The sequence below is a fragment of the Microbulbifer maximicatervae (SeqCode) genome (genome assembly GCF_052467505.1).
In genome coordinates this window covers 48,079-63,071 of the sequence record NZ_CP174313.1, presented here as the reverse complement: position 1 = coordinate 63,071, position 14,993 = coordinate 48,079, and the positions used below count along the sequence as shown (strand labels likewise).

Annotated in this window: 12 protein-coding genes; all 12 read right to left on the bottom strand. The window is 51.7% G+C overall.

The window, feature by feature from the left end:
* Nucleotides 1-21 precede the first annotated feature (21 nt).
* Nucleotides 22-675 (bottom strand): TIGR04282 family arsenosugar biosynthesis glycosyltransferase, encoded by a 654-nt coding sequence (locus ACJJIN_RS00250; RefSeq protein ID WP_444896426.1) that lies wholly within the window; start codon nt 673-675, stop codon nt 22-24.
* The gene (locus ACJJIN_RS00245; protein ID WP_444896425.1) at nt 668-1,342 is read right to left on the bottom strand and encodes a TIGR04283 family arsenosugar biosynthesis glycosyltransferase; all 675 of its coding nucleotides are present in this window, start codon (nt 1,340-1,342) and stop codon (nt 668-670) included. The genes ACJJIN_RS00250 and ACJJIN_RS00245 overlap by 8 nt, the downstream gene beginning before the upstream one ends.
* Complete coding sequence (locus ACJJIN_RS00240; protein ID WP_444896424.1) at nt 1,342-2,817, bottom strand: dihydrolipoyl dehydrogenase family protein; 1,476 nt, start codon at nt 2,815-2,817, stop codon at nt 1,342-1,344. Before ACJJIN_RS00240 ends, ACJJIN_RS00245 begins: the two co-directional genes overlap by 1 nt.
* A 7-nt stretch (nt 2,818-2,824) precedes the next feature.
* Nucleotides 2,825-3,508: a TVP38/TMEM64 family protein gene (locus ACJJIN_RS00235; protein WP_282933814.1), complete on the bottom strand. Its 684-nt coding sequence runs from the start codon at nt 3,506-3,508 to the stop codon at nt 2,825-2,827.
* 32 nt (nt 3,509-3,540) lie between these two features.
* Nucleotides 3,541-4,488 (bottom strand): arsenosugar biosynthesis radical SAM (seleno)protein ArsS, encoded by a 948-nt coding sequence (arsS, locus tag ACJJIN_RS00230; RefSeq protein WP_444896423.1) that lies wholly within the window; start codon nt 4,486-4,488, stop codon nt 3,541-3,543.
* A 5-nt stretch (nt 4,489-4,493) separates the two neighbouring features.
* Nucleotides 4,494-5,393, bottom strand: a complete 900-nt coding sequence (gene mtnP, locus ACJJIN_RS00225) for an S-methyl-5'-thioadenosine phosphorylase (RefSeq protein WP_444896422.1) — start codon at nt 5,391-5,393, stop codon at nt 4,494-4,496.
* A 436-nt stretch (nt 5,394-5,829) separates the two neighbouring features.
* Nucleotides 5,830-6,549, bottom strand: coding sequence for a M12 family metallopeptidase (locus ACJJIN_RS00220; protein ID WP_444896421.1), 720 nt, complete (start codon nt 6,547-6,549; stop codon nt 5,830-5,832).
* 479 nt (nt 6,550-7,028) lie between these two features.
* Entirely contained in the window at nt 7,029-7,901 is an 873-nt protein-coding gene (gene sucD, locus ACJJIN_RS00215; RefSeq protein ID WP_108734154.1) for a succinate--CoA ligase subunit alpha, read from the bottom strand.
* A gap of 2 nt (nt 7,902-7,903) precedes the next feature.
* On the bottom strand, nt 7,904-9,070 hold the full coding sequence (gene sucC, locus ACJJIN_RS00210; protein ID WP_282933818.1) for an ADP-forming succinate--CoA ligase subunit beta: 1,167 nt from the start codon (nt 9,068-9,070) through the stop codon (nt 7,904-7,906).
* 161 nt (nt 9,071-9,231) lie between these two features.
* Nucleotides 9,232-10,674 carry a dihydrolipoyl dehydrogenase gene (gene lpdA / locus ACJJIN_RS00205; protein ID WP_282933819.1) on the bottom strand — a complete coding sequence of 481 codons (1,443 nt, stop codon included), beginning with the start codon at nt 10,672-10,674 and terminating at the stop codon, nt 9,232-9,234.
* Nucleotides 10,675-10,739: 65 nt separating this feature from the next.
* Entirely contained in the window at nt 10,740-11,939 is a 1,200-nt protein-coding gene (gene odhB / locus ACJJIN_RS00200; protein ID WP_282933820.1) for a 2-oxoglutarate dehydrogenase complex dihydrolipoyllysine-residue succinyltransferase, read from the bottom strand.
* A 46-nt stretch (nt 11,940-11,985) separates the two neighbouring features.
* Nucleotides 11,986-14,817, bottom strand: a complete 2,832-nt coding sequence (locus ACJJIN_RS00195) for a 2-oxoglutarate dehydrogenase E1 component (protein WP_282933821.1) — start codon at nt 14,815-14,817, stop codon at nt 11,986-11,988.
* Nucleotides 14,818-14,993: the final 176 nt, after the last annotated feature.

Sequence of the window (14,993 nt, the reverse complement as noted above, 5' to 3'; positions counted from 1 at the left end):
ACCCCTTACTCTCGATTGCTTTTAATCTGCTTCCCGAAAATCTGCCAGACTCCTCGAAAGAGCTCCAGGTAAAAACTGCAAATCCTCAGGGTCATCAATATCCGCAAGCACATCCAATTGCTGACACTGCATATCACATTCCAGTAATCGCTCCAGGGTTTGCTGGGCAACGACTTCAGTACTCCAACATATATCTTCAAACAAGCGAGAATGCAGGTACTTCAATCCCAACAGGGTGTAGCCACCATCATTTGCGGGATACATAACGGAGTCCGTATGCACTAGCGCCACAGCTGCGGCTCGGATTCTTTCTGCATTTAATGCAGGGCAATCTGTCCCCAACAAAAATAGCCCCTGGCCAGCGGCATAAGAACTTTTCGCAGCCCGCCACAAGCGCTGACCGAGATCACCTTCTGACTGGCTGTAAAGCTTTACCCCCTGAGGCAACTTGAACTCCTGCCAGAAAGGGTGCCTGGAGTTAGGCGCAGCATGCAGCTCGACAGGGCCCAGATCCGCCTTAACCGCTTCTGCCAATGTATCCTGTAATAACTGTAATGCGAGAGCGGCTGCGCCCTTCTCTCCCAAAGTAGGAATTAGCCGAGTTTTTGCATACCCTGGCAACGGAGCCTTAGCCATCACTACAAGACGCATGCGCGGCAATAGAAAACTACTCATAGCGCTTTGCCAAACTCTCTGCTGATACGCCCCGCCAGTAATCAAAACGCAATCGCCACATCAATAAAATAGTTCTCAATACGCCGTACTTTTCCCAGCGACGTCCTGAGGTTTCTACTTTTTCCCGAGAACAATAGGGCCAGTAATAACTGCGCAAACGACGACTCAGCTCAATATCTTCCATCAACGACTGCGCAGGGAATCCACCGATAGCTTCGAACAAACCACGGCGCACAAAAATAGCCTGATCCCCTGTAGCAATACCACTAAAACGAGAGCGTAAATTAACTAAAGTCGCAATCAAGGGAAACCAAAAACTGTGTCCGACAATTTGAATATTAAAACGCCCCCAGTGGGCATTCTCCTTTTCGAGGTTTGTGATGGACTTGAGGGCATCTGCGGGTAGACGGCTATCGGCATGCAAAAACACTAACCACTGACCTTTAGCCATTAACGCACCGGCATTCATCTGAACCGCCCTACCCCGAGTGGCGTGGACCAGCTGCAAACCAGACTGCTCTAGGGTCTCAACACTACCATCGGTACTGCCGCCGTCTACGACAATAACCTCACAATCTTCCTGCACGCTCAATTGCTGCAAGTGCTCCAGTAAAGAGGCTATGTGTTCCTTTTCATTTAATAGAGGAACTATCACACTGAATTGCATTAGTTGCGCCTCCAGCGGTTAAAAACCTCTAAGAAACGTAAAATAGCTGCTGGTGCGTGAGCACGTTTCCAATTGCCCGCGACAAATTTATTGGCTTCACTCATGGTCGGATAGATATGGATGGTTGAGAGAATTTTATTCAACCCCAACCCATGCTTCATCGCTAAAATAAACTCCGCAATTAGTTCTGCAGCATTTTCCCCAACAATAGAAACACCTAGTATTTTATCTTTTCCCGGCACCGTAAGGACTTTGACAAATCCTCGCCGCGCACCATCGACTATAGCTCGGTCCAAATGCTCGATATCATAGCGGGTTATCTCGTAATTCACTCCCTGCTCACTAGCAGTTTTTTCAGAAAGGCCTACAGTCGCCACTTCCGGATCGACAAATACAGCACTGGGAACCAGAGAGTAGTCTACGGCAAATTTTTTAATGTCACCGAAAAGGGCATTTACCGCTGCATACCAAGCTTGGTGTGAGGCCATATGGGTAAATTGGTATGGCCCTGCCACATCCCCAGCTGCAAGGATATGTGGATAGCGAGTTCGCAGGTAGCCATCAAGTTTCAACCTGCCATTATCCAGCAAGTCCAGGTTCTCGAGACCTTCGTCGGTTACTTTCGCCTTTCTGCCGAGAGCTAGTATCACCTCATCAAACTCGAGCTTAACCCTATCGCCCTTATTTTCTACAATGAGTATGCCTCCTTCTCGATCAGGAACACCTTCAAACTCAACAGCTTCGTGGTCTGTCAAAATTTTAACGCCATCCAGAGTAAGCGCCTCAGCGACGGCCGCAGATACGTCAGCATCCAACTCCAATAATATAGTGTCGGACCTCTCCACCAGAACCACTTCCGAACCCAACCTGGCCATGGCTTGTGCCAGCTCACAACCAATAGCTCCCCCACCCAGTAATACCAGCCTGTGGGGAGGGGTTTTTAACTGAGAAAACCGCTCCCATAAAGTATCACTGGTGAGGTAATTCACTTGATCGAGCCCAGGAAAAGGCGGAACACTCGGCTCGGCGCCAGTGGCTAGTACAATAGCCCTTGCCGTCAGGGTTTTCTCCCCTCCACTATTTAATTGGGTTTTAACTGTCCAGGGATCGATAAGCTCTGCAGTTCCCTTGAGCACTTCAACCCCCAGCTCGTTATAGCGCTCCACACTATCATTGGGTTCAATAGTTTTAATCGACTCCTTGATATGTTGCATAACCCGGGGAAAATTAATTGTTGGCTCATGGAGTACAACCCCAAACTCACCCGCACATCTTGCCCTATGGGCCTGTCGCGCACACATAATCAATGCTTTACTGGGTACACAGCCGGTATTGAGACAATCTCCCCCCATTTTACCTGCTTCGATCAAAGTGACTCTTGCTTTTATCGCCGCAGAGATGTAAGCCGTAACCAGGCCCGCCGCACCACCACCAACGACAATTAAGTTACGATCAAACTTCTTAGGTTTCTGCATAATTAGATCATCCAGCCTGACGCCTGCGCTTAAGCCAGTTGAGCGCATATTTTGCAATTAAGGGAAATACACCCAAGAGAACAAAAGATAACAACAGTGGTAAAGATAAAATATCCTTGAGATTTTCCACTCTCATCAATTGAGTTCCCGCGTTTACGTAAACTATCGTACCCGCCAGCATCCCGAGCTGACTAACCCAGTAGAAAGTCCAAGCTTTAATATGGGTGAGCCCCATCAAGATATTAATTAGGAAAAAAGGGAAAGCCGGCACCAATCGCAGCGCAAAAAGGTAAAATGCTCCCTCCCGCTCAATTCCCTTATTGACGACTTGAAGCCGCTCTGAGAAACGCCCCTGAATATAGTCTCGGAATAAATATCGAGCCATTAAAAAGGCCAGGGTGGCACCGATACTGGAAGCAAAAGAAACGATTACAGTACCCCAGAAAAGACCGAACAATGCGCCGGCTGCAATAGTTAGAATTGCTGCCCCGGGAAGTGATAAGCCAGTCACCAAAATATAGAAGACCAGAAACAAAAATCCGACTAAAAGCGGCGACGACATCTGCCAGCGCTTAAAGTCCTCCGCTCCATCCTTTAACTTTTCCAGGCTCAACCAGTGGTGCAGATCAAGCACGTAGAAAGCCACCACCAATACAACAATGGCGGCTACCAGCAGGATTTTTTTACTCATCGTTTTCAGGTTCCATCCGCCATAACAAAAAGCTAGAGAGCCCCACCACAACTACTGCCCTGCCCGGCTGTACAACCGTAACAGTGATCTGCAACGCAAATTGCCGATCCCTTCAGATCCATCTCGATTAAATCTCGCAAATGTAATCGGCCGGGAATAGGCATATTGAGTTGTTGGTTAAAATCGCAATCAAATAGGTTTCCCTGCCAATCGACGCTAACCAAGCTACGACACATAACATCAGCGAGATTATCCGCACTGTAACTGTCTTTAAGTAGCGCCATATAATCGTGAAACTGCCCCTTGGAAACCAACATGGAACCAAAACGCTTGATTGGCATATTGGCGAGAGCGAACAAATGATTAAATTTAATGGAGAAGTGGTTCGCCAACTCTCTTCGGTAGTCCGCCTCCAAAGCACTTTGCTCCGGGGGTAAAAAGGGTCCCTGGGGGTTATAGACCAAGTTGAGCTCTAAGCCACTGCCGGGCTTGCCATAGCCCAATGCATTTAATTTTTGTAGCGCCGCAATGCTCTTATCGAATACCCCTTTACCTCGTTGCTTATCGACATTATCGATTGAGTAACACGGCAGGGAGGCAACGACCTCAACCTGGTTTTCAGCGAGGAATTCAGCAGTATCTTCCTGGCCCGGCTCAAAAAGAACTGTCAGGTTACAGCGATCTATTACATGTACTCCGCGCTCTCGCGCCCCTCTTACAAGGGATCGAAAACCCCAGTGCAATTCCGGGGCCCCACCAGTCACATCCAGCACACGGGGTTTACGGACCGTAAGAACTTCCAATAACAGCGCCAAATTGTCGTCCGACATCATCTCGGTTCGATTAGGCCCAGCATTGACGTGGCAGTGTAAACAGCGCTGATTACAACGGTAGCCAATATTGACCTGCAAGGTCTCAATGGCCCCTCGGTGCAGAGAGGGGAAGTCCGATAGCTCCAGCAGGGGTAAGGTCTCACGCATCGATATCACTGCTCCATTTCTTCAAGCTCCGGTTCTGTCGGAGCGAGCAGTGGTTTTATTACAGCTTGTGTTTCCTCAGGCATAGCTTCGAGGGGAGTCACCAGACCGCTCAACAGCGCTGTATGAGCGGAGGACTCCGGTTGCTCAGCGCCTAATATACGTATGGCTTCCATCGCAATCTGCTGGGCGCGCATGGCATTTTGTTGAAGATTCGCAATCGCTACCTCTGCGGTTACCGCCTCCTCACGAGGGTGCCAACAATCATAGTCAGTAGCCATAGCCAGCGTGGCGTAGGCAATTTGTGCCTCCCGGGCCAACTTGGCCTCAGGCATATTGGTCATGCCGATAACCGACGCCCCCATACTGCGATACCAGTGGGACTCGGCACGGGTGGAAAACTGTGGGCCCTCGATACAGATATAACTGCCGCCTCGGTGTAACTCAATTGGCTGCTCTGCCTGGGTCAGCGTGAAAGCACGCGCCAAACTATCAGCGACAGCAGAGCATACTGGATCGGCCATGGACACATGGGCAACCGCGCCATCTCCAAAAAAGGTACTCTGCCGCCGGCGAGTCATATCAATGAACTGATCGGGGATTAACATATCCAGCGGCCGTACCTCTTCCTCTAGGGAGCCCACAGCCGAGAGAGACAGGATGTAGCGCACGCCGAGCTGGCGCAGGGCATGGATATTTGCCCGATAAGGTACTTGGGAGGGGATCAGGTGATGATTGCGACCATGACGGGCCAGGAAAGCTACTGGTACACCTGCGAGCTTACCGCAGACAATGGCGTCCGAAGTCCTGCCAAAGGGAGTGTCGATATGGACCTCCTCCACCTCAGTCAGCCCCGGCATATCGTAAAGGCCACTTCCTCCAATCACCCCAATCAATGCCCTGGTCATATTCGCTCCTAAACAATTGGTTTTCGGCAGTATAGGAGTGGGGGCAAGTCGTGTATATCACCAGCTACGAGAAAGGAAAATTAGAAAAGCAGTGGTATCTATATTACCTATACCCCTAGCCGCTAAAATTTGACAGGTAAGTTAGAGTTACTCTTCAGAATTTAGATCAATAGGACGCCACGATTTACAGCTTACGATAATGAATTTTTATCTGCCACATTAAGAGCTGACAGTTAATAATCATCGACACCGAAAAGGCAATATTTTCCTGGCAAAACCCAGCAAAGTCTTTTCTTAATTAACAGATATGAAATTGAACTTTAAAGAGGCCGCTACAGCTCAGCCCGACACCATGTAGAAACATAAAAAAGGGAGCAAAAAACTCCCTTATTTTTTATTCCAAAAAAATAACCACATCGCACCCTAGTTCTTTCGGCTACATCAAAGGCCCGGCAAAAGAATGGGGCAAGGTCTGACGATTGCCATCATAGAGATATGAAAGCATATCCAGATCCCCAGCACTGGGATTCCAGGTAGAACTATTCACCTGATTGGCCGATATTTTACAGCCTCCCTCGCGAGTGTTTTTTACAATCCCCAGTGCCCTTGCCTGGTCGTCATACATCATGATGGAGTTTCCATCAAAAGCAGAATTGTGTGTTAAAAACCTGGTGAGGGTTTGCACCCGAGTTTGCTGCTGCAGGGAGTCCAGTGTGTTCTTCACTGACAGAGGGGCGTCGGCACGCATGTGTTCGTGGGCCAAACCCAGTGTATGACCGATTTCATGGGGAAGGGAGGCAATCGCTGCTCTATTAGTTTTCCAATCTACACCACAATATTGATCGGTTTTATTGGTAAACCCTACCGTCGCACTACTGCGGTCGTCCTTAATGGTAACCACTCCACGGCCTGCCGCTCCAACCTGCAGGAACTTAATCGCTGCAAATCTGAACTTTCGATAAATGCAAATTTCCCAATGAGACATAGCCTTTTTTACCGAATTAACATAACCGGAATCTAAATTGGAGGGCACGTAATATTTCACCACACCATTCGGCCAAACCCCACCTACCTCTTCATTCCTATCCAAAGAAAATCCACCAAAGTCTATCTTATAGGATATTTTTCGAATATTTTTATCTATAGCTAGCCCCATGCTGACGCACCTCCTGAAAAGTTATTTTCGCTGCCATAACGAGAACCAACACTGCCGCACCAAATTCGGCAAGTCAAAATTCACCCGACAGAAATAGAAAACAAAAAGAGGGAAGAGATCACAAAAAACCTTTTCCAAACACCAAAACCAAAATCGATTTCTGTAATAAAAAATATTCAAATATTTTCAGCAAGCAACCAAAAGAACCAGGAACCACAAGAAAAGCCTTATAAAACGCGGACTTACGCGACCTATAGATAGAAGTACAAAAATGAAGAGAGAATGGAAATCAATTTTCAGCGAAAAAAAGAAAACTTAACAACAGATAAAACTGTAAACACCATGAAAATGTAAAGATAGGTAAAACTATTTACTGGGGGAGCCCAGCGCAATCCTGCCTAATCTGACCCGACTTTATACAGCCATAAAAAAAGCCACCCAATGGGTGGCTTTTTTGAAAACTAAAAGTTGGCAATTACTTACCAGCCAGTAATTTCCTTCAGAGCATCGCCGATCTGAGCCAGGGAGCGCACGGTTTTAACACCAGCATCTTCCAGAGCAGCAAATTTCTCATCGGCAGTGCCTTTACCACCAGAGATGATCGCGCCCGCGTGACCCATACGCTTGCCGGGAGGAGCAGTTACACCAGCGATGTAGGAAACTACAGGCTTGGTAACATTTTCCTTGATGTAAGCAGCTGCTTCTTCTTCAGCAGTGCCACCGATCTCACCGATCATAACGATTGCTTCGGTCTGCGGATCGTTCTGGAACATTTCCAGGATATCGATGAAGTTGGAACCCGGGATGGGGTCACCACCGATGCCCACACAGGTGGACTGGCCAAAGCCGTAGTCGGTGGTTTGCTTAACCGCTTCATAGGTCAGGGTACCGGAACGGGAAACGATACCCACTTTACCCGGCTTGTGGATGTGACCTGGCATAATACCGATCTTGCACTCACCCGGAGTGATAACACCCGGGCAGTTCGGGCCGATCAGGCGCACGCCCAGCTCGTCGCACTTCACTTTAGCGTCGAGCATATCCAGAGTCGGAATACCTTCGGTGATACAAACAATCAGCTTGATACCAGCGTTGGCCGCTTCCAGGATGGAATCCTTACAGAAAGGCGCAGGTACGTAGATTACGGAAGCTTCAGCGCCGGTCTTCTCTACCGCTTCTTTAACGGTGTCGAATACTGGCAGGCCCAGGTGAGTCTGGCCGCCTTTACCCGGAGTTACACCACCAACCATCTTGGTGCCGTAAGCAATCGCTTGCTCGGAGTGGAAAGTACCCTGGGAGCCGGTGAAGCCCTGGCAGATTACTTTAGTGTCTTTGTTAATCAATACTGACATGATTATTTACCCTCCGCAGCTTTAACCACTTGCTGAGCCGCATCGGTCAGACTGGTAGCCGCGATAATGTTCAGGCCACTGTCGCTCAGAACCTTGGCGCCCAGATCTGCGTTGTTACCTTCCAGGCGAACAACAACCGGTACTTTAACGCCAACTTCTTTTACTGCGCCCACAACGCCTTCGGCGATCATGTCACAGCGAACGATACCACCGAAGATGTTGATCAGTACGGCTTTTACGTTCTCGTCAGACAGGATGATCTTGAACGCTTCAACAACGCGCTCTTTGGTCGCGCCGCCGCCAACGTCCAGGAAGTTAGCTGGCTTGCCGCCGTGCAGGTTTACGATGTCCATGGTACCCATGGCCAGACCAGCACCGTTTACCATGCAGCCGATGTTGCCATCGAGAGCTACGTAGTTCAGGTCGAACTTGGCAGCGTGCGCTTCACGGGAATCTTCCTGGGAAGGATCGTGCATTTCGCGCAGGTCAGCGTGGCGGTATAGCGCGTTGCTGTCGATTACCACTTTGGCGTCCAAGCAGTGCAGGTTGCCTTCGGTGGTGATTACCAGCGGGTTGATTTCCAGCAGGGCCAGATCTTTTTCCTGGAACATTTTTGCCAGGCCGAGGAAGATCTTGGTGAACTGCTTAACCTGAGTCGGGTTCAGGCCCAGTTTGAAAGCCAGCTCGCGCGCTTGGTAAGGCTGAGCGCCTACCAGCGGATCGATAGTGGCTTTCAGGATTTTTTCTGGAGTCTCTTCCGCTACTTTCTCGATCTCAACGCCGCCTTCGGTGGAAGCCATGAAAACGATACGACGGGTGGAGCGGTCAACAACAGCGCCAAGGTACAGTTCTTGGTCGATGTCAGTGCAGCTTTCAACCAGGATACGGGAAACCGGCTGGCCATTTTCGTCTGTTTGATAAGTTACCAGACGCTCGCCCAGCCACTTCTTGGCAAACTCTTCAATCTCTGCCTTGGAATCTACCAGCTTTACACCGCCAGCCTTACCGCGGCCACCAGCGTGTACCTGGGCCTTTACTACCCACTTATCACCGCCAATTTCGTCAGCCGCTGCTGCTGCCGCTGCCGGGGTTTCCGCTGCAATGCCTTTGGAAACCGGCAATCCGTATTCCGCAAACAGTTGTTTGCCCTGATACTCATGCAAGTTCATAGTCAATACCAATTCACATATAAAATGTGTTTACTAATTGCAGATCACTCTGCACCTGAAAGAGAAATTTAAAATTTCCGTCGTTGCAAATTTCAAATTCCACAAATGAAACCGGGGCGCTAATTAATCAATAATTAGTGCCCCGAAATCGAAAAATATTCTTACTTGCGCTTCTTGCGATTTACGGTGTGAATCGCATGGCCGTTCACTCCCAGCGCCGCTTCTTTCACAGTTTCGGAAAGAGTCGGGTGCGCAAATACCGTCATACCGATGTCTTCAGCACTGGAGCCGAATTCCATCGCGATCGCCACTTGCTGAACCAGGTCTGCGGCAGACGGGCCAACAATATGGGCACCCAGTACGCGGTCAGTTTCCGCGTGAGCAATGATTTTCACAAAGCCCTGGGTATCGTTGGCGGCCATAGCGCGGCCGTTGATAGCAAACGGGAAGCTGCCTACGTTGTAGGGCTCGCCATCGGCCTTCACCTGCTCTTCTGTGCGGCCGACCGCAGCGATTTCCGGGTGAGTGTAAATAACGTTGGGAATCACGTCGTAGTTCATCATCGGCTTTTGGCCGGCAATGCGCTCGGCAACCACAACACCTTCTTCTGAGGCCTTGTGTGCCAGCATTGGGCCACGTACCACGTCACCAATCGCCCATACGCCCGGTGCAGAAGTCATGCACAAGTCGTTGACATAGATGAATCCACGCTCGTCCATCTTCACACCAGCATCTTCAGACAGAAGGCCTTCGGTGTAAGGGCGACGACCAACGCAAACGATCAGCTTGTCGAAAGTTTCCTGGTGCTCTTTACCATCTTTGTCCTGGTAAGTAACAACCACTTCTTCGCCTTTCACTTCGGAGCCGGTTACGCGGCAAGCGAGGCGGATATCCAGGCCCTGCTTCTTGAAGATCTTCTGGGACTCTTTGGCAACCTGTTGGTCCATGATCGCCAGGAACTTGTCCATCGCTTCAAGAACAACCACTTCGGAGCCCAGGCGGTTCCATACAGAACCCAGCTCCAGACCGATAACACCGGCACCGATAACACCCAAACGCTTTGGAGTTTCAGCGAATTCCAGTGCACCGGTGGAATCGACAATAATTTTGTTGTCTACCGGAGCGGGCGGAATATTTACCGGTACAGAACCGGAAGCCAGAATGACATTTTCAGCTTCGTAGACTGTGCTGTTGCCTTCGTCGTCGGTTACTTCCACTTTCTTGTTCGCCAGCAGTTTGCCGGTGCCGAAAATGGAGGTCACTTTATTGGCGGTGAACAGACCTGCTACACCACCGGTCAGTTTCTTAACGATCTCGCCTTTGCGCTCGATCATCTTGCTCACATCCATCTTGACCTTGCCGACTTCAATGCCGTGCACGTCGAGAGCATCTTTGGCTTCGTGGTATTTCCAGGAGCTGTCCAGCAGTGCCTTGGAAGGAATACAGCCAACGTTCAGGCAGGTACCGCCATTTACGTATTTACCTTCCTTGTTTTTCCACTTTTCGATACAAGCCGTTTTCAAGCCCAACTGAGCGGCACGGATGGCAGCGACATAACCACCAGGACCGGAGCCAATTACGATTACGTCAAATTTTTCGGACATGATCAGTTCCAGATATTTCTAATGCAGTGTGATCGAGGGGGCCCGCAGGCCCCAAGATTTATTGTTTAAACTTCGAGCAAGATACGCGCTGGATCTTCGATCATTTCCTTGATCGCTACCAGGAAGCCAACTGCTTCCTTACCGTCGATCAGACGGTGGTCATAGGACAGCGCCAGGTACATCATCGGCAGGATTTCCACCTTGCCATTTACCGCCATCGGGCGCTCCTGGATTTTGTGCATACCCAGAATTGCAGTTTGCGGTGGGTTCAGAATCGGAGTGGACAGCAGGGAACCGAATACACCACCGTTGGTGATGGTGAAGGTACCGCCAGTCATCTCTTCGATAGACAGTTTGCCATCGCGGGCGCGAACACCCAGATCGCGGATATTGTTTTCCATATCCGCCAGACCCATGTTCTCCGCATTGCGCAGAATCGGCACAACCAGGCCTTTCGGAGAGGAAACCGCTACACCGATATCCTGGTAACCGTGGTAAACGATATCGTTGCCGTCGATAGACGCATTCACTGCGGTGTAACGCTTCAGCGCTTCTACTGCAGCTTTTACGAAGAAGCCCATAAAGCCCAGACGAGTGCCGTTGTGGGTCTTCTCGAACAGGTCTTTGTAGTTCTTGCGCAGGTCCATAATCGGCTTCATGTTCACCTCGTTAAAGGTGGTGAGCATGGCGGTGGACTGGGAAGCGTCCAGCAGGCGCTCAGCGATACGCTTGCGCATACGGGTCATGGGAACACGCTTCTCTACGCGCTCACCCGGAGCAACCGCAACTTCAGCAACAGCGGCGGCAGGTGCAGCAGCGGCAGCCGGCGCAGTGCCCGCTTTCATTACGTCTTCCTTGAGAACGCGACCACCCTTGCCAGTGCCTTCAACACCGGCCAGGTCTACGCCCTTCTCAGCAGCCATTTTCTTGGCAGATGGCATGGCAATTTTGTCGCCAGCCGCAGGAGCTGCGGCTTCGGCAGCCGGAGCTTCTGCTTTTTCTTCCGCCGGGGCAGCAGCTGCGCCAGCGCCCGCTTCAAACTTGGCAATCACCTCATTGGAGAGAACGGTATCGCCCTCACCCTTGATGATTTCAGTCAGGGCACCATCGGCAGGTGCAACAACTTCCAGCACAACTTTATCGGTTTCGATATCCACGATCAGTTCATCGCGGGACACAGCTTCACCTGGTTGTTTATGCCAGGTGGCGACAGTTCCGTCCTGAACTGATTCAGGGAAAGTTGGCGCTTTAATCTCGATCGTCATTTTTTCTGTTTCCTGAGATTGACTCTTCACTTATTACTGCCGCCGGTTATTTGACGGTCAGCGCCTCGTTGATGAACTTATTCTGTTCTTCAAGGTGCGTGGACATATAGCCCGCCGCAGGTGCTGCGGATGGGGCGCGGCCCACATATTCCAGATCCAGCTTCGGGTGGGTTTCCGACAACAGGCGACGCAAGTGGTGCTGGCTGGAGTACCAGGCGCCCTGGTTCATGGGCTCTTCCTGACACCAGGCAACACTCTTGATCTTCTTGAATGCGGAAACCGCTTCCACAAACTCTTCGTCCGGGAATGGGTACAGCTGCTCGATTCGTACGAACGCCACATCTTCCTGTTCGCGCTCCATACGGGCTTCCAGCAGGTGGTAGTAAACCTTGCCGGAACACAGAACCACACGCTTCACCTTGTCTGGATCTACACCCTGGTCCTGGATCACGTTGTGGAAGCGACCTTCCGCCAGCTCTTCCAGGCTGGAGGTGGCCAACTTGTGACGCAGAATCCACTTTGGACTCATAATCACCAGAGGACGGCGCATTGGGCGCACCGCCTGGCGACGCAGCAGGTGGAAGATCTGTGCCGGGGTAGTGGCGTTACACACCTGGATATTGTGCTCCGCACACAGCTGCATAAAGCGCTCAAGGCGCGCAGAGGAGTGCTCTGGGCCCTGGCCTTCATAGCCGTGCGGCAACAGCATTACCAGGCCGCACATACGGCCCCACTTGTGCTCACCGGAAGTGATGAACTGGTCGATCACAACCTGGGCACCGTTGGCGAAGTCACCAAACTGGGCTTCCCACACCACCAGGGACTTTGGTGTCGTGGTGGCGTAGCCGTATTCAAACGCCAACACCGCCTCTTCGGACAGCAGCGAGTCGTAGATATAGAAAGGCGGCTGGTCTTCGAACATATGCTGCAAAGGCACATAGCTCTGACCGTCTTTCTGGCTGTGAACCACCGCGTGGCGGTGGGAGAAGGTACCGCGACCCACGTCTTCACCGGTAAAGCGGACCATAAAGCCCTCTTCCAGCAAAGTACCGTAAGCCAGGGTTTCCGCCATGCCCCAGTTCAGAGGCAGGGCGCCACCGGCCATTTTGCGGCGGTCTTCATAAATTTTGGAGACCTGGCGCTGCATTACCACGCCGTCGGGCACGTTGGTCATGCGAGTAGCGACATCCTGCAGCTTCGGCAGCGCGTAGCCGGTATCTGCAGGCACCTGCCAGTCGTGGCCCAGGTAGGGGCTCCAGTCAACAAACATGGAGGAGTCCGGCTTCTTCACAAGACCGGTAGCAACGTCTTCACCGGCATCCAGTTTGTCGCGGTAGTCGTTGGCCAGCTTGTCTGCGGCAACCTTGTCCAGGATGCCCTCGCCCACCAGCTTCTCGGAATAGAGCGTGCGGGTAGTCTTGTGCTTGCGGATAGTCTGGTACATCAGAGGCTGGGTACCAGAGGGGTCATCGGTCTCGTTGTGGCCGCGACGACGGTAGCAGACCAGGTCGATAACGATATCTTTCTTAAATTCGTAGCGGTAGTCCACCGCCAGCAGCGCGGCCAATACGACCATTTCCGGGTCGTCGCCATTTACGTGCAGCACCGGCGCATCGATCATCTTAGCGGGATCGGTGGAGTACTCAGTGGAGCGGGCATCTTCACGCTTGCTGGTGGTAAAGCCCACCTGGTTGTTCAGTACGATGTGCACAGTACCGCCGGTGTAGTAACCGCGGGTCTGGGACATCTGCAGGGTTTCCTGCACCACACCCTGGCCGGCAAAAGCCGCGTCGCCATGGATGTTGATCGGCATTACTTTCTCACCGGTCGCATCTTTGCGGCGATCCTGGCGGGCGCGTACGGAACCCACTACCACGGGCGCACTGATTTCCAGGTGCGACGGGTTAAAGGCCAGGGCCAAGTGCACTTCACCACCGGGAGTCATCACGTTGGAAGAGAAGCCCTGGTGGTACTTCACGTCACCGGAAGTATCGAGGGTCTTCTTGCCTTCAAACTCCTGGAACAGATCCGCAGGGTTTTTACCGAGGATATTGACCAGGGTATTCAGACGACCGCGGTGGGCCATACCGATCACCACTTCCTTCACCCCGTAGGTGCCGGAGCGACGGATCAGAGCGTCCATCATCGGGATCAGGCTCTCACCACCCTCTACACCAAAGCGCTTGGTGCCAGGGTACTTGGAGTCCAGGTGGCGCTCCAGGCCTTCAGCGGCGGAAAGGCGCTGCAGGATTTCAATCTGGATGTCGGTGCCGAAGTTGGCTTTAGACTGGCTGCGCTCAAGGCGCTGCTGGAACCACTGCTGCTCTTCCAGGTTGGAGAGATGCATGATCTCCGCACCCAGGTTGCCACAGTAGGTATTCTCCAAACCCTCGACGATTTCACGCAGGGTCGCCTCTTCTTTACCGAGGAACAGGCTACCGGTATTGAAGGTGGTATCGAAATCACCCTCAGTCAGGCCGTGGTAGCTCAGTTGCAGGTCGGGCACTTGTTCACGAGCCATCAAGCCCAGGGGGTCGAGGGTCGCTTTTTTATGGCCGCGATGGCGGTAGGAATCGATCAGTTGCAGAACTTTAATCTGCTTGCGCTCGTGCTCAATATTGGCAGAGCCGGCCGCACCGGGAGCGGCCACCGGGCGCGCGCGGTGTTTGCTGAGCAGCTCAAAGTGCTGGCGAACAGCGGCGTGGGAAACATCGCTGCTGCCCTCAACGCGGGGGAGGCTATCGAAATAATTGCGCCACTCCTCGGGGACACCGTTGGGGTCGTGCAGATAGGTCTCGTAAAGCTCCTCCACGTAGGCAGCATTGCCCCCGGAGATATGGGAGCTACGCCACAGCTGCTCCATGGTACTTTCGTGCATGTTGATGCCTACCTCAATTGCAGTGTGCTTATCTTCTCTTGAGCCACTGCGCTTTCCTTTCACTCACAAAAGGGGAGGCGCACAAAGCCACCTCCCCTTTTCAGTTTTTTACCGGTTAGAACCGGCTTTTTGTCGTTTGCTTGGCACCCTACCTGGCACCGGGTTCGCAGAGCGCG